The sequence below is a fragment of the Rathayibacter sp. Leaf248 genome (assembly GCF_920939495.1).
In the GTDB taxonomy this organism is placed as follows: Bacteria; Actinomycetota; Actinomycetes; order Actinomycetales; family Microbacteriaceae; genus Rathayibacter; species Rathayibacter caricis.
The window spans coordinates 39103-54029 of the sequence record NZ_CAKLAV010000001.1 but is presented as its reverse complement, the minus strand read 5'-3'; the positions used below and the strand labels follow the sequence as shown (position 1 = coordinate 54029).

Here is a 14927-nt window from a genome sequence, read left to right as displayed (position 1 = left end):
TCAGGGGGCGCCCGGGAGCAGCCCGGACGGCTCGTCGAGGTCGAGGGTCACGAGCAGGCCGGCGTCGGTGGACTCGACGGAGGTGGGGACGAAGTCGCCCGTCTGGCTGTCGAGCCACGCCCTGGCGGACGCGGTGGCGGCGGCGTCTCCGGGGAGGTCGGCGCCGTTGAAGCCCGAGAGCAGCATCTGGTGGCGCACCCCGTCGGGCTCGCCGGCTGCGGCCGGGAAGTCGGCGACCGACAGCGGCGAGGCGGCGAGCTGCTGACCGAGCAGGAGGAGCAGACGGGAGTCGACCCGTCCCGCCTCGAGGAGCTCGCGGGCGGCCGGAGTCGCGGCGAGGGCGGGGTTCGTCGCCAGCTGCCCGCCGGCCGACGCGCGCGCCGCCGTGAGGACGGCGTCGTCGGCGGAGGCCTGATCCGCGCCGTCGGCGAGCACCTGGCGCACCTCGACCGCGGAGTCTCCGCTGCCGAAGCTCACGACCGCCTCGGAGTTCTCGAGCGCGGTCGCGGTCTCGCCGGACGCATCCGCGAGCAGCGCGGGGGTGGCGAGGACGTACTCGACCACGCGCCAGGCGGAGTCCGGCGCGGCGGCGGCGAGTGTCGACTCCGCGACGATCGTGTCGGCGGGGAACCCGGCGGCGGTGACGTCGGACACGAGGTCGTCCTCGACGAGCAGCACGGAGTCGGGGTCGACCGTGGAGGCGATCCAGGCGATCGCCTCCACGGTGGCGGCGGGGTCGCCGGCCGTCCCGGCGGTGCCCACGGCGTCGCCGTCGTCGGGGAGGAGGAGCGGGACGGCGACGAGGGCGCCGCCGATCACGAGGACGCCTGCCGCGATGCCGGCGCCGATCAGGAGGCGGCGGCGGCGGGGGCGGACGGGGACGACGGTGCCTTCGTCGTCGGAGTCCTGCTCCCTGCCGTGCCAGCGGTGCTCGGAGGCGGGCACGGGAGCGGGGAGGGCGGAGCGGTCGCCGCGATCGACGGGAGGCGCCGCGGGCGCGGCGCGCGGAGCGGAAGGCGCCGCGATCGGCAGGATGGGAGGTGCTGGGGGCGGGGGTGCGACGGGGGTCGCGGGCTCGGTCTCGGGCTCGGGCTCGGGCTCGGGCTCGAAGATCTCGATACCGATCGTCGTGTCGTCACCCGGAGACGTCTCGACCGGCGCGACCTCGGCCGGCTCGTCGTCGACCAGTTCGTCGTCGATCGGCTCGGCCTCGGTCGGCTCGTCGTCGATCGGCTCGGCCTCGGTCGGCTCGTCTTCGATCGGCTCGGCCTCGGTCGGCTCGTCTTCGATCGGCTCGGCCTCGGTCGGCTCGTCTTCGACCAGCTCGGCCTCAACCAGCTCGGCCTCAACCAGTTCGGCGTCGATCGGCTCGGCCTCGGCTGGCTCGGCCTCGACCGGATCGGCGTCGATCGGCTCGGCCACGATCGGGTCAGGAGACATCGGCTGCGCGTCGGAGGGCGCCTCCGACACGGGCTCGTGCACGGGCTCGTCTTGGGGAACCGACGCGACCGCGGGCGCAGAGGCGGCGGGCGGCTTCGGCGCGAATCGCGACTCCGGCCGGTGCGTCAGCGCCCCGAAGGGCGGAACCGGGACCGCCATGACGGGCGGCTCCGGCTCGGGCTCGGGCTCGGTGAGCGGTCCCGGCGGGGGTTCGATCGGCGCAGTCGGCTCCGGTTCGATCGGAGGAGCGGGCTCAGGCTCCGCGGGAGGGGTGGGCTCCTCGACTGGCTCGACGTCGGGCGACGTCTCCGGCTCGACGACCGGCGCGCGCTGGGGCTCGACGACCGGCGGAACGACCGACTCGGCGTCCGGATCGGTGTCCGGATCGGTGTCCGGCTCCTCGGCGGCGACAGCAGGCTCGGCGTCGGGAACCACGAAGGGTGCGAACGACTCCGCACCGGGACGTCGAGCGAGGGTGCGGTCGAGATCGGGCTCCTCGGGTGCGGCGTCAGTATCTACCTCGCGGGGTGGGGCCTCGGTCCCGGCTGCAGCGGACCGCGCGGCGGCGAGGTCGAGTTCGCGGGCGCGGCTCAGCACCGGAACGGCACTCCTGGGCAGGGTGTCGTCGGAGAGCGGCGACGCGGCCGTCTCGTCGGCGACCTCCTCCGTCTCGACGGGCTCCTCCGACGCGAAGATCGGCTCCGGATCGGCGGGGATCACCTTCCGCGTCGGCACCATGGTGATCGGCGGCGCCGCCTCCTCGCGGCCGCCGGTCAGGGACTGGACCTTCGAGAGCAGTCGCCGGGCCGCGGACGTCGGGCGCGCCATCAGCGCACGCTCCGTCCGGGCACGCTCGCGCGTCTGATGGTCATGACTCCTCTTCGGAGCCCTCGGCCCGATCGGATCGGTCCGTCGTGCGGTCGGGAAGCGCGCGCCCACGTGTGCATGCGCCCAGTCTCGCGGTGCAGTGGCGCAGAACGAAAGCCGAGTGGCGCGCGGGTGGCGGTGTCGGACGCGCCCGAAGGGGGTGCGCCGAGCCGGGGCGCCCGGGATGATCGCAGGATGGACCTCCCGTTCCCCCTCCCGATCGCCCCCATGCTCGCCAAGGCGGTGGCCGCCGTCCCCGCGCAGGACAGCGTCGCGGGCGGCTTCTCCTACGAGCCCAAGTGGGACGGCTTCCGCGCGATCGTCTCGGTCTCCGACGGCGTCGTCGAGATCGGCAGCCGCGGCTCCAAGCCGCTCACCCGCTACTTCCCCGAGCTCGTCGAGGCGCTCGGACGCCTCCTCCCCGACGGCTGCGTCGTCGACGGCGAGATCGTGCTGGCGACCGGGCCCGACGGCGCGCAGCGGCTCGACTGGGACCTCCTCTCGCAGCGGATCCATCCGGCCGCGAGCCGGGTCGCCACGCTCGCCGCCGAGACCCCGGCGATGCTCGTCGCCTTCGATCTGCTCGCCGTCGCCGGGCGCTCGCTGCTGGAGGAGGCGTACTCGGCCCGCCGCGCGGCGCTCGCCGACCTGTTCGAGGGCGTGCCGCATCCGCTGCACCTCGGGCGCAGCACCGACGACGAGGCCCTCGCCCGCGACTGGCTCGAGCGGTTCGAGGGAGCGGGCCTGGACGGAGTGATCGCGAAGCCGCTCGCGGCCCCGTACTCCCCCGGCAAGCGCACGGTGCTCAAGATCAAGCACCACCGGACGGCCGACGTCGTCGCGATCGGCTACCGCGAGCACACCTCGAAGCCCGGCGTCGGCTCCCTGCTGCTGGGCCTCTACGACGACGACGGCCAGCTACGGCAGGTGGGCGGCGCCTCCGCCTTCTCGGACGCGCGCCGGATCGAGCTCGTCGACGAGCTCGCGGACGCCGTGGAGCGCGACGAGTCGGGCGACCCCGTGCGCGGCGACGGCGAGCGGAGCCGTTTCTCGGGCGCCAAGGACACGTCCTTCGTCCGGCTGCGACCGATCCGCGTGCTCGAGGTGCGCTACGACCAGCGCGAGGGCGACCGGTTCCGGCACACGGTGCAGTTCGAGCGCTGGCGCCCGGATCGCGAGGCGCGCTCGTGCACGTTCGAGCAGCTGGAGCAGCCGGTCGCCTACGACCTGCAGGACGTCCTGGGCTGAGGGGCGGTCAGCCGACCGGCTTCTTCGCGCGGCTCGGCTGCACGCGCGGCGGCTCCCCCGGCATCTTCGGGAAGTCGGGCGGGAAGGGCAGCTCGCCGAGCCCCTCCGACACGTCCCGCTCCCACCAGCCGAGCAGGGTCTCGAGCGTGCCCGCGGTCTCGTGCATCCGCGCCCACGGGTCGCCCGTGGAGCGGAGGCGGTCCGGTACCGTGCGGATCGTGAAGGCGGCGGGGTCGACGCCGTCGAGCTCCTCCCACTCCACGGGGCACGACACCGGCGCGTGCGGCAGAGGACGCGGACTGTAAGCGCCGGCGATGGTGCGGTCGCGGTTCGCCTGGTTGAAGTCGACGAAGAGGCGCTCGCCGCGCTCCTCCTTCCACCATGCCGTGGTGACGTCCTCGGGCATCCGCCGCTCGAGCTCCCGGGCGGCGGCGATGACCGCGTGGCGCACCACGAGGAACTCGTGCTCGGGCACGATCGGCGCGAACACGTGGAGCCCGCGATTGCCGGAGGTCTTCACGAACGCCTCCAGCCCCGCCTCGCGGAGCACCTCGCGCAGGACGTGCGCGGCCCGCACCGCCTCGGCGACGCCGGTGCCGGGCTGCGGGTCGAGGTCGATGCGCAGCTGGTCGGGGTGGTCGGAGTCCTCCGCCCGCGAGGCCCACGGGTGGAAGACGAGCGTGTTCATCTGCGCGGCCCAGACCGCGACGGCGGGCTCGTCGATCACGAGCTGCGGATGCACGCGTCCGCTGGGGTAGGTCACCGGCACCGATCGGACGTACTCCGGTGCGCCCTTGGGCGGGTTCTTGGAGAAGAACTGCTCGCCGTCGATCCCGGAGGAGAAGCGCTGCAGCGAGATCGGGCGGTCGCCATTGGCCGCGACGAACGCGTCGCCGACGGCGATGAGGTACTCGGCGACCTCGCGCTTGGTGATCCCCGGCGCGGGGTAGAGCACCCGGTCGGGGCTCGAGAGCCGCACCTCGCGATCGCCGTGAGGTCCGGGGACGGTGAGGACGACGGCGTCACGGGGCATGCCCACACGCTAGCCCGCGGTGCCTCCGGGCGACAGGGGCCCTCCGCGGCGCCGTCGGAGCCGGATCGGGCCCTTCGCGCGCGACGGATCGACGACCTGCCCGCCCTGCACTATCTCGATCTCGCCGCGGTCGACGAGCCGGCGCGCCGCGCGGCGCACGGGCTCCATCAGGGGCCGCCAGTCCTCGCCGCCGACCTTCCGCGCGACCTCCGACGGGCAGGCGGTCGAGGACGCCGCCCGGGCGAGCAGGACGGTGCGGATCTCGTCCTCCAACCGCGCCTCCTCCGGGCCGACTCCCCGGCGACGGCAGGCGTCGGAGCAGTACTTGACGTCCTCCCAGTCGCGCGCCCACTTCGCGCGCCACTGGATCTCGCGGCCGCAGGAGGCGCAGACCTTGCTCTCGGGGCGGGCGGAGGACTCGCGGACACGGTGGGCCATCCTCCGAGTCTGCGCGGGCATCCGGTCTTCTGCCACCGGTTGCGGGATGCCGAGGGGACCTGCAGGCGCCGGTGTCATACTCCGCAATGCGGCCGAGGTCCCGGGGTCTGTACGACAGGCTGGAGGGACCGTGCTGCGGCACGAAGGCGGGCCGTCCCGGTCGCCGCGCCGCACCCCGAACGATCAGGAGTCTCCGATGAGCCGTGAGAACCTCGCCACCACCTCCGACGCCGACGCCGGCGCGCACCACCGCGCGGCCTTCGCCGGCCTGTCCCCGGAGGAGTTCAAGCTCGCGTTCCGCAACCACGCCGCGGGCGTCGCGCTGATCACGGCCGACCCGGGCACCGGCCCGGTCGCCCTGACCGCGACCTCGGTGTTCTCGGTCAGCGCCGAGCCTCCGCTCTTCGTCTTCTCGCTGTCGGCGGCCTCCTCGAGCACGCCCGCGATCCGCGCCTCCGAGACGCTCGTCGTGCACCTGCTCGGCGCGCAGCAGCTCGACCTCGCGCGGCTGGGCTCGACGAGCGGGATCGACCGCTTCGCCGACACGTCGCTCTGGTCGCGGCTGCCGACGGGCGAGCCCTACTTCCCGGCCGCCGCGGCGTGGATCCGCGGCACCGTCATCAACCGGATGGAGGCGGGCTCGTCCACGATCGTGGCCGTGCACGCCCTCGAGGCGCACGTTCCCGAGGACTCGGACGCCACGGCGCCGCTGGTCTACCACAACCGCACCTGGCACCACCTCGGCGAGCACTCGCGGCTCGGCTGACCTGCTCGAACGACGGAGCGGCCGTCCTCGGGATCCGAGGGCGGCCGCTCCGTCGTTCTGCGCGGCTCAGGCGTCGCCGACGGCGACAGGGCGGCCCGGCGTGTTGGACCACTGCGACCAGGAGCCCGGGAACACCTGCGGGGCGAAGCCCGCGAGCGTGAGGGCGACCGCATCGGCTGCGGCCGTCACTCCGGAACCGCAGTAGACGCCGACGGGCGCGTCGCCGGTGACGCCCAGGGACTCGAAGCGGGCGCGGAGCTCGTCGCCCGGCAGGAAGCGGCCGGAGTCGTCGACGTTCGCGGTCGCCGGAGCGTTGCGGGCGCCGGGGATGTGCCCCGCCCGCGGGTCGATCGGCTCGACGTCCCCGCGGAACCGCTCGGGTGCACGGGCGTCCAGCAGCACGCCGTGCCCGGGCAGGGCGGCGGCGGCGTCGATGTCGAGTACGGGCAGCGCGCCGTAGCGCAGCTCCACGTCCCCCTCCGGATGCTCGACCGGCCCGGTCGCGAGCGGGCGGCCCGAGCCGGTCCACGCGCGGAGCGAGCCGTCGAGCAGGCGCACGTCCGCCACGCCGGCGTAGCGCAGCAGCCACCAGGCACGGGCCGACGACAGGTTCTTGAGGTCGTCGTAGACGACGACGGACTGCCCCTGCCGCAGGCCCCAGCGGCGCGCCGCCTCCTGCAGCCGCTCGACGGAGGGCAGAGGGTGCCGTCCCTGCTCCGGTGCACCGTGCTCCGCCAGCTCGTGGTCGAGGTCGACGTAGACCGCGCCGGGCAGGTGGCCCTCCAGGTACGCCGGGCGCCCGTCGGGGCGGTCCAGCCGCCAGCGCACGTCCAGGACGAAGGGCGGCTCGGGCGAGGCGAGGGCCGCCTCGAGCTCGTCGGGGGCGACGAGGACGTCGCTCCGGGCGGGGGTGTCAGTCATGACGGTCCTTTCGAGGGGGCGCTCACAGCGCTGTTCCGGGATTCAGGATGCCCTGCGGATCGAAGGCCCGCTGCACCGCTCGCTGGAGGGCGACGACCTCGGGTCCGAGTTCGCGGCGGGCCCACTCGCGTTTGAGGGCGCCCACGCCGTGCTCGCCGCTGACGGTGCCGCCGAGCTCGAGAGCGAGGGCGAAGACCGCCTCCGCGGCGGCGTCGGCCTGCAGGCGGGCGGTGTCGGAGTCGTCGCGCACGCGGATGATCGGGTGCAGGTTGCCGTCGCCCGCGTGGGCGAAGACGTAGACGTCGGCACCGGTGTCCTCGGCGATCGCGTGCACCCGCCGGATCGCCTCGGCGAGCCGGGACCGCGGCACGGCGATGTCCTCGATGAGGACCCGGCCGCGCGCCTCGATCGCGGGGAGGGCGTCGCGGCGAGCGGAGGCGAGCGCGAGTCCCTCCGCGGGGTCGAGCGTCGTCTCGACGCTGAGGGCGGTCTCGGCGAGGACGGTGCGGACCGCCTCGATCTCGTCGGCCGCGCCGAAGCCGTTGGTCTGCACCAGGAGGAACGCGCCGCCGCGGAGGGCCAGCGCGGTGCCGCGGAGGGCGTCGATCGCCCCCAGCGTGCGGTCGTCGACCAGTTCGAGGACGCTCGGGCGCAGGCCCGCACGGGCGAGGGCGGTGGCGGCCTCGGCTCCGGTCGCGACGTCGGCGAAGTAGGCCGCGGCGGTGGCGACGGACCGGGGCCGCGGGAGGAGCCGCAGCGTGGCGCCGACGACGACGCCGAGACTCCCCTCCGAGCCCACGACGAGTGCCGTGAGGTCGAGACCGACGACGCCCTTCAGGGTGTCGCGCCCGAGGTGCACGAGCGATCCGTCGGCGAGCACGACGTCGAGGGCGAGGACCGCGTCGCGGGTGACCCCGTACTTGGCTCCGCGGAGGCCGCCGGCGTTCGTCGCGATGTTGCCGCCGACGGTCGAGATCTCCACGCTGCCGGGGTCCGGGGCGTAGAGGAGGCCGTGCTCGGCGGCGGCCCGGTCGAGATCGGCCGTGATCACGCCGGGCTCGACCCGCGCGACCTGGTCGACGGGGTCGATCGAGAGGATGCGGTCCAGTCCCGAGACGTCGAGGATCAGCGAGCCCTCCCCGGCGCTGGCGGCTCCCGCGAGCCCGGAGGCGGCTCCCCGCGTCACGACGGGGATCCCCTCCGCGGACGCCCGGGCGAGGGTCGCGCGCACCTCGTCGACCGAGCGGGCACGGACGACCTCCGCCGGGACTCCGCCCGGGGACCAGCCCGAGCGGTCGGCGCGGAGGGAGGGGAGATCGGGCGCGAGGGCGCTCACGCGTCGAGCCGCTCGACGATCGGCGCGGCACCCGCCGAGGCCCTGACCCGCTCGAGGAAGAGCACGACGGTCGCGGCGACGGAGCGGTGCGAGACGTCGTTCAGGACGTCGTGCCGGCCGCCCGCGACCAGATGGATCTCGGCGTGCGGGGCGGTGCGGTGCACGGCGACCGCCTCCTCCACGGGGCTGACCGGGTCGGCTTCGCCGTGCAGGGCGAGCAGCGGCACCGCGACGGCGCTCGCCGCCACCGCGAGCAGCTCGGGCGGCAGGACAGCGGTGGCGACGGAGCCGGTCTCGCGGGCGAGGACGCCGGCGTGGGCCGGGCAGGCGGTGCGATCGGCGACGGCCGCTCCCTCGGGGCGGACCGGGAGGCCCGCGACCACGACGGCGTCGACCGCGGTGGTGGCCGCGATCTCGAGCGCGATCGCCGCGCCTGCGTCGGAGCCGACGAGCACGACGGGGGCGACGAGGGACGGATCGGCGAGGAGCGCCCGCGCGGCATCGGCGACGCCGTCGGCCGTCGCCTCGCCGAGCACGCGGACCCGGTAGGCATCCCGTGCGAGGCGGGAGCCGAAGCGCTCGTAGACGGCCGGGGTCTCGCCCCGGCCTGCGAGCACGACGAGCGTGCCGCGCGGGGCGATCCCGTCGGGCTCGTCGAAGGCGAGGGGAGCGGGTGCGAGGGAGGGGGCGGTCATGCGGGAACTCTCTCTGAGGGAACGTTGTGGGGATGCAGGAGCTCGGCCAGCGCGAGCGGCGCGCGGGCCGCCTCCGCTCCGCGTCGGCCGAGGAGGGACTGGAGGCGCTCGTTCACGGGCGCGGGCACGCCGGTGCGCCGCGAGAGCAGCACGATCTCGCCGTTCAGCAGGTCGACCTCGCTCCCGGCGCCGCGGGCGAAGCTCTGCCAGGTCGAGAGGCGCCCGGGGACGTGCCCGGGGACCGGATCGACGACGAGGCGCGTGCCGTCGTCCTCGGCGATCGCGCGGCCGTCGGCGAGCAGCACGGCCCGCGCCTCCGCGGCGAGCGCCGTGCGCGCCTGCGCCCTCTCGACGTCCGTGCCGGCGAAGAGGTCGAGGCCGTTCGCCGTGTTGACGACGAGCTTCCGGGCCTTCCAGCCGCTGATGTCGCCGACGGCGCGGGCGGCGAATCCGGCTCGGCGGAGGATCGCGGCGTACTCCTCGGCGCGCGGGTCCTCCGCGTCCGGGTACCGGCCGATCCAGAGCACCCCTACGGTCGGGAAGGACGGCGAGACGACCTCGCCGGGCTCGAGGAAGCTCGCGGCGATGCCGATCGAGACGCCGAAGACGTCGCGGTAGCGGCGCAGCGCCGCGTCCTCGGCCGCGAGCCCGTTCTGCAGGGTGAGGACGGGCAGGTCGGCGCCCGCTCCCCCGTCGACCAGCGGTGTCCAGGCCCACTCGGCGAGCGCCGCCTCGGCGTCCTGCGCCTTGACCGCGAGCACGAGCACGTCGCCGCGGGTCGGCGCGACGTCCTCCGGCCCCGCGGCCACCGGAACGGCGACCATCTCGTCGCCCGCCGGCCGGCGCACGGTGAGCCCGCTCCTGCGCAGCACGCGGAGCTGCTCCCCCCGGGCCACGAGGACGACGGGGTGCCCGGAGAGATGGAGCTGCGCGGCGAGGACGGAGCCGACGGCGCCCGCTCCGATCACCACGAAGCGCCCGCTCATGCGACGGCTCCCGCGACGGACGTGCCCGGCACGGCGGCCAGGAGCGCCCGGGTGTACTCCGCCTGTGGCGAGCCGAAGACCTGCGCGGTCGTCCCCGCCTCCTCGATGCGCCCACGGTTCAGCACGACGACCTCGTGCGAGACCTCGGCGACGACCGCGAGATCGTGCGAGACGAACAGGTACGCCACTCCGAGGTCCTGCTGCAGCTCGACGAGCAGGTCGAGGATCTGCGCCTGCACCGACACGTCGAGCGCCGAGACCGGCTCGTCGAGGAGCACGAGGTCCGGCCCGAGCGAGAGAGCCCGGGCGAGAGCTACGCGCTGGCGCTGGCCGCCGGACAGCTCGACCGGCAGTCGGGAGAGGGACGACTCCGGCAGCCCGACGCGCTCGAGGAGCTCGCGGGCCCGCTGCAGCCGCGAGGAGCGGTCCCCGAGGCGGAACGAGACCAGCGGTTCGATCACCGACTCGAGCACCGTGAAGCGGGGGTCGAGCGCGGCGAACGGGTTCTGGTGCACGAGCTGGATCCGGCGGCGCAGCGGCCGCCACTCCCGCTCGCGCGCCCGGGTCACGTCGACGCCCTCGACGAGCACGCGTCCGCTCGTCGGCGCGACGAGTCCGAGCGCGATCCGCAGGGCGGTCGTCTTCCCCGATCCGGACTCCCCCACCAGGGCGAGGGTCTGCCCGGCGCGGATCGAGAACGACACGTCGTCCAGCGCGCGGAGGTCGGCACGGCGGCCCGGCAGGGCGAACTCGTGCACCACGTTCTCGATCCGGAGCACCTCCGGAGCGGGCTCCACCCGCGTGAAGCGCGGCACGATCGCGCCGCCGTGTCCGAGGCCCGGGGCGGCGGCGATCAGCGCCCGGGTGTACTCCTCGCGGGGAGCGACGAGGATCCGGGCGGGTGCCCCCTCCTCGACCACGCGGCCCGAGCGCATCACGAGCACCCGGTCGGCCCGGTCGGCGGCGACGGCGAGATCGTGGGTGATGATCAGGAGCGAGATGCCCTGCTCCCGGACCAGCGACTGCAGGTGGTCGAGGATCCGCTTCTGCACCGTGACGTCGAGCGCCGAGGTGGGCTCGTCGGCGATGATCAGCCGCGGCTTCCCGGCGAGGGCGATCGCGATGAGCGCCCGCTGGCGCAGTCCGCCCGAGAGCTCGTGCGGGTACTGCCGGGAGCGCAGCTCCGGGTCGTCGATGCCGGCCTCGGCGAGCGCCGCCAGCACCTCCGCGTCGACGGAGCGGCGGTCGACTCCCCGCAGGCGCACCGATTCGGCGACCTGCGCGCCGATGCGCATCGTCGGGTTCAGCCCGACCATCGGGTCCTGCGGCACGAGGGCGACGACCCGTCCGCGGAGTCGGCGCAGCTCCTTCTCGGACGCGGCGGTCACGTCGGAGCCGTCGATCGTGATCGATCCGCCCGTCACGCGGCCGTTCGCCGGGAGCAGGCCCAGCACGGCGTTCGCGGTCGTGGACTTGCCGGAGCCGGACTCGCCGACCACCGCCACGATCTCGCCCGGGGCGATCTCGAGCGAGACGTCGTGCACCACGGGCCGGCCGTCGTACGAGACCGAGAGGCTCTCGAGCCGCACCAGCGCGCTCATCGCTGCACCTCCTCGATCGTCTTGGCGACGTGGTTGAGCGAGAACACCAGCAGTCCGACGAAGAGACCGGGCAGCAGGGACAGCCACGGGCTCGTCACCAGGTAGTTGCGGCCGGTCGAGATGAGCGTGCCCCACTCGGCCGCGGGCGGAGCTGCACCGAAGCCGAGGAAGCTCAGCGCCGCGACCGCGATGATCGCCGTGCCGAGATCCAGGACGGCGAGGACGGCGACCGGACCCCAGGAGTTGGGCAGCACGTGCCGCACCAGCACCCGCAGGCGCGTGGCTCCGCCGGTGCGCGCCGCCTCGACGTAGGGCAGCGTCTTCACCCGGAGCACCTCCGCCCGCGTCGTCCGGGCGAATCCCGGCAGGATCCCGATCCCGACCGCGAGCGCGACCGGCAGTGTCCCGAATCCGATCGCCGTGACGATCGCGAGCGCGAGCAGCAGGCCCGGGACGGCGAGCAGGACGTCGACGATCCGCATGATCACGGCGTCCACGACTCCCCCGGAATAGCCGGAGACGACGCCGAGCGTCAGACCGCCGACGAGGGCGATGGCCAGGGCGATCACGGTCGCCTGGATCGTGAGCGCTCCGCCGTGCAGGACGCGCGCGAACAGGTCGCGGCCGAGCTCGTCGGTGCCGAAGAGGTGCGCGGCGCTCGGCGCCTGGAGCTTGTCGATCGGAGCGGTCGCGTACGGATCGTACGAGGTGAACAACGCGGGAGCGATCGCCGACACCAGCACGAAGACGGCGAAGGCGAGGGCGATCAGGAAGCCCGGTCGGCGCAGGAGCAGGCGGAGCGTCCGCCGCCGCCGCGCCCCGCGCCCGTGCGCGGTCGCGACGGGAGTCACGACGGGCGGCGCGGCCTCGACGGAGGTGTCGGGACGGGTGAGTTCGAGCGTCACGGTCGAGCCGCCTTCGGGGTGTAGGTGATGCGCGGATCCAGGAGCGGGTAGAGCAGGTCGACCAGGAGGTTCACGCCCACGAAGACCGCGGCGGCGAGCACCACGATCGCCTGGACCACCGGCACGTCCTGGGTGAGCACCGACTCCTGGGCGAGAGTGCCGATGCCCTGCCGGGCGAAGATCGTCTCGGCCACGATCGCCCCCGTCACGGTGTTGCCGGCGAGGACGCCGAGGATCGTCAGCGTCGGGAGCGAGGCGTTGCGGAACGCGTGCCGCCACTGCACCGCCGCCCGACCGAGCCCCTTCGCCCGCGCGGTCGTGATGTACGACTGCGCCTGCACATCCGCGAAGCTGCGGATCAGCACCTGGGCGAGCATCGCCGAGGTCGGGATCGCCATCGTGACCGCCGGCAGGATCAGACTCGCCGGCGTCGCGCTGCCCGTGGACGGCAGCAGGTGCAGCGTGAAGGCGAAGAACTGGATGAGCAGCAGCCCGATCCAGAAGCCCGGGAACGCCACTCCCGCCGAGGGGAGCCTCCCCAGCACGGTCTTGAGGGGCCGCCACTGCACGAGCGCCGCGAGGTACGCGAGCGCCGTGCCGCCGACCAGGGCGAGGCCGATCGCCAGAGCGCTGAGCTGCAGCGTGCCCGGCAGCTTCGCGGCGATCAGGTCGGTGACCGGGATCCCCTTCGTGATCGACGTGCCGAAGTCGCCCCGCAGCGCGCTGCCGAGCATGCCCGCGTACTGCTGCCAGACCGGCTGGTCGAGGCCGTAGCGGGCCTGCGCCTCGGCGAGCTGCTGCGGCGAGAGCGAGTCGAGCTCGACGTTGTTGGCCGACAGGAGGAGCGCCAGCGGATCGCTCGGCAGCAGCCACAGCACGGCGAAGGTCACCGTGTACGCGGCCCAGAGCACGAGGACCGCCTGAGCGACCCTCCCGAGGACGTACCGGCCGAGGCCGGAGGAGGCGGAGCGCGAGCCCGGCCTCCCCCCGACCGCGGCGGGCGGAGCCTCGAGGGTCGTCACCGCTGGATCCAGGCGTCGGCGAAGTCGCCGAACGACTCCGAGGTGAAGCGGAAGCCGTGCACGCTGGACGAGACGCCCGCCAGCTGCACCCGCTCGGCGAACGGGAACACGAGCGCGTCGTCGATCAGGTAGTCCTGCAGCTCGGCGTAGACCGCGGCACGGGCGGTCGGGTCGACCGTCTGCACGCCCTCGTCGAGCAGTGCCTGCACCTCGGCGGCCTGCTCCGGAGCGAAGTTGTTGACCGCCTGCGCCTTCGACCCCGCGACGCGCGAGTCGACGATCCACTGGATCACTCCGGGATCGGCCCGGGTGTAGTAGGTCGAGATCAGGTCGTACTGCCCGCTGCCGAGCACGTCGGCGCGCTGGGCGTTGGTGATCACGTTCAGCTCGAGATCGATGCCGACCTGCTTCAGCTGGTCCTGGATCAGCTGATCCCCCGCGCCGAACTGCGCGACGATCGGGACCGACAGCGTCAGCCTGCGGCCGTCCTTCGACCGGTACCCGTCGTCGCCGAGCTCCCAGCCGGCCTCGTCGAGCAGCTCGCCCGCGCCCTCGGCGTCGAACGCCAGAGCGTCCGACTCGTCGACCCAGTAGGGCGTGGTCGTGTTGTAGACGCTCGTCACCGCCGGGTAGTCGGCACCGAACACCGTCGTCGCGTAGGTCTCGCGGTCGATCGCCTTCTGCACCGCCTGCCGCACCCGCTCGTCCGAGAGGATCCGCCCCTCGGCGACGTTGGGGTAGTAGTTGCTCGCGGGCCCCGGCAGCGCGCGGCTCTCGACCGTGTCGCCGCCGCCCGTGATCACGGCCTGGTCGTTCTCGGTGATCGGGTTGCGCGGCCAGGCGACGTCGATCTCGTCGCTGGTGAGCTGTCCGACACGCACGCTGTCCTCGGCGACGTAGGTGACGTCGATCCCGTCCAGGTGCGCCTCCCCCGTGTTCTCGCGCAGCGCCGAGCCCCAGGCGTACCCGTCGCGCTTGTCGAGCGTGATGCCCGTGCCCGGCGTGTAGTCGGTGAGCGTGAACGGGCCCGAGCCGACGACGTTCCCGAGGCAGCGCTCCTCGGAGGTCGCCGCGTACGAGGAGGCCGCGAGGATCGCCAGGTTGGTGGTCGAGGTGCCCTGCAGGAACGACGCGTTCGGTGCGGCGAAACGCACGGTCACGGTATCGGCGTCGACGACGTCGGTGCCGGCGTACCCCGCGAGGTAGACGCCTCCGTAGGCGGAGGGCAGCTCGGCGAGCGTCGCCTGCGCGCTGTCGAAGGCGGTCTTGACGCTGTCGGCGGTGAACGCGGTGCCGTCCGAGAAGGTCACGTCGCTCCGCAGGTCGAAGGTGTACTCGGTTCCGGAGTCGTCCACCGTCCAGTCGGTCGCGAGCCAGGGCCGGATCTCGCCGGTCTCGGGGTCCTGGTCCGTGAGGGAGTCGGCGACGTTGCGGATCACCGTGCGGTGCTCGATCCAGTAGGTCTGGAAGGGGTCGACGCACGAGAACGCCGCGTTGTCGGGGAAGAACGCGAGCCGGAGGCGGCCGCCGTCGACCGGGGCGGAGTCGCCCGAGCCGGTGCCCGCGTCGGAGGCGCCGGAGCAGGCGGTGAGGGCGAGCGCGGAGGCGAGGGCCAGCGCTGCGGCGGACGCCGCGCGGGATCGTCGGAAGGGTGCGGTCATGTCGGTGT

General features: G+C 74.2%; 13 protein-coding genes. 2 read left to right on the top strand and 11 right to left on the bottom strand.

The features are described 5' to 3' along the window. Complete coding sequence (locus LRG51_RS00270; protein WP_230670339.1) at positions 1-2268, bottom strand: hypothetical protein; 2268 nt, start codon at positions 2266-2268, stop codon at positions 1-3. Between the two features lie 234 nt (positions 2269-2502). Between LRG51_RS00270 and LRG51_RS00265 the strand changes: the two genes are divergently transcribed. Then, on the top strand, positions 2503-3555 hold the full coding sequence (locus LRG51_RS00265; protein ID WP_230670337.1) for an ATP-dependent DNA ligase: 1053 nt from the start codon (positions 2503-2505) through the stop codon (positions 3553-3555). Between the two features lie 7 nt (positions 3556-3562). Here the strand turns inward: LRG51_RS00265 and ligD are convergent, their stop codons facing one another. Together ligD and LRG51_RS00255 are read right to left on the bottom strand one after the other, a co-directional pair. Further along, positions 3563-4588 (bottom strand): non-homologous end-joining DNA ligase, encoded by a 1026-nt coding sequence (ligD, locus tag LRG51_RS00260; RefSeq protein ID WP_200931051.1) that lies wholly within the window; start codon positions 4586-4588, stop codon positions 3563-3565. A gap of 9 nt (positions 4589-4597) precedes the next feature. Then, on the bottom strand, positions 4598-5026 hold the full coding sequence (locus LRG51_RS00255) for a DUF2256 and DUF3253 domain-containing protein (protein WP_055794820.1): 429 nt from the start codon (positions 5024-5026) through the stop codon (positions 4598-4600). Positions 5027-5222: 196 nt separating this feature from the next. Between LRG51_RS00255 and LRG51_RS00250 the strand changes: the two genes are divergently transcribed. Beyond that, a complete protein-coding gene (locus LRG51_RS00250) occupies positions 5223-5792 on the top strand; it encodes a flavin reductase family protein (protein ID WP_055794819.1) in 570 nt (189 codons plus the stop codon). Positions 5793-5858: 66 nt separating this feature from the next. Here the strand turns inward: LRG51_RS00250 and LRG51_RS00245 are convergent, their stop codons facing one another. The 8 genes from LRG51_RS00245 to LRG51_RS00210 are packed head-to-tail and all read right to left on the bottom strand — an operon-like array spanning position 5859 to position 14919. Continuing rightward, positions 5859-6713: a sulfurtransferase gene (locus LRG51_RS00245; protein WP_055794817.1), complete on the bottom strand. Its 855-nt coding sequence runs from the start codon at positions 6711-6713 to the stop codon at positions 5859-5861. A gap of 22 nt (positions 6714-6735) precedes the next feature. Then, positions 6736-8049 (bottom strand): FAD-binding oxidoreductase, encoded by a 1314-nt coding sequence (locus LRG51_RS00240; protein WP_230670335.1) that lies wholly within the window; start codon positions 8047-8049, stop codon positions 6736-6738. Further along, positions 8046-8744 (bottom strand): alpha/beta hydrolase, encoded by a 699-nt coding sequence (locus LRG51_RS00235; RefSeq protein WP_055794813.1) that lies wholly within the window; start codon positions 8742-8744, stop codon positions 8046-8048. Before LRG51_RS00235 ends, LRG51_RS00240 begins: the two co-directional genes overlap by 4 nt. Next, positions 8741-9730: a ketopantoate reductase family protein gene (locus LRG51_RS00230; RefSeq protein WP_230670333.1), complete on the bottom strand. Its 990-nt coding sequence runs from the start codon at positions 9728-9730 to the stop codon at positions 8741-8743. Before LRG51_RS00230 ends, LRG51_RS00235 begins: the two co-directional genes overlap by 4 nt. Further along, complete coding sequence (locus LRG51_RS00225) at positions 9727-11331, bottom strand: dipeptide ABC transporter ATP-binding protein (RefSeq protein ID WP_230670331.1); 1605 nt, start codon at positions 11329-11331, stop codon at positions 9727-9729. Before LRG51_RS00225 ends, LRG51_RS00230 begins: the two co-directional genes overlap by 4 nt. Next, positions 11328-12236, bottom strand: a complete 909-nt coding sequence (locus tag LRG51_RS00220) for an ABC transporter permease (RefSeq protein WP_107575361.1) — start codon at positions 12234-12236, stop codon at positions 11328-11330. Before LRG51_RS00220 ends, LRG51_RS00225 begins: the two co-directional genes overlap by 4 nt. After that, positions 12233-13258, bottom strand: a complete 1026-nt coding sequence (locus tag LRG51_RS00215; RefSeq protein ID WP_230670329.1) for an ABC transporter permease — start codon at positions 13256-13258, stop codon at positions 12233-12235. The genes LRG51_RS00220 and LRG51_RS00215 overlap by 4 nt, the downstream gene beginning before the upstream one ends. Then, entirely contained in the window at positions 13255-14919 is a 1665-nt protein-coding gene (locus tag LRG51_RS00210) for an ABC transporter substrate-binding protein (protein WP_230670327.1), read from the bottom strand. The genes LRG51_RS00215 and LRG51_RS00210 overlap by 4 nt, the downstream gene beginning before the upstream one ends. Positions 14920-14927: the final 8 nt, after the last annotated feature.

Bases quoted from the DNA above. Each gene is read 5' to 3' on its own strand.
- LRG51_RS00270 (WP_230670339.1), bottom strand. From the start codon at position 2,268: ATGGCGCGCCCGACGTCCGCGGCCCGGCGACTGCTCTCGAAGGTCCAG.
- LRG51_RS00265 (WP_230670337.1), top strand. From the start codon at position 2,503: ATGGACCTCCCGTTCCCCCTCCCGATCGCCCCCATGCTCGCCAAGGCG.
- ligD (WP_200931051.1), bottom strand. From the start codon at position 4,588: ATGCCCCGTGACGCCGTCGTCCTCACCGTCCCCGGACCTCACGGCGAT.
- LRG51_RS00255 (WP_055794820.1), bottom strand. From the start codon at position 5,026: ATGGCCCACCGTGTCCGCGAGTCCTCCGCCCGCCCCGAGAGCAAGGTC.
- LRG51_RS00250 (WP_055794819.1), top strand. From the start codon at position 5,223: ATGAGCCGTGAGAACCTCGCCACCACCTCCGACGCCGACGCCGGCGCG.
- LRG51_RS00245 (WP_055794817.1), bottom strand. From the start codon at position 6,713: ATGACTGACACCCCCGCCCGGAGCGACGTCCTCGTCGCCCCCGACGAG.
- LRG51_RS00235 (WP_055794813.1), bottom strand. From the start codon at position 8,744: ATGACCGCCCCCTCCCTCGCACCCGCTCCCCTCGCCTTCGACGAGCCC.
- LRG51_RS00230 (WP_230670333.1), bottom strand. From the start codon at position 9,730: ATGAGCGGGCGCTTCGTGGTGATCGGAGCGGGCGCCGTCGGCTCCGTC.
- LRG51_RS00225 (WP_230670331.1), bottom strand. From the start codon at position 11,331: ATGAGCGCGCTGGTGCGGCTCGAGAGCCTCTCGGTCTCGTACGACGGC.
- LRG51_RS00210 (WP_230670327.1), bottom strand. From the start codon at position 14,919: ATGACCGCACCCTTCCGACGATCCCGCGCGGCGTCCGCCGCAGCGCTG.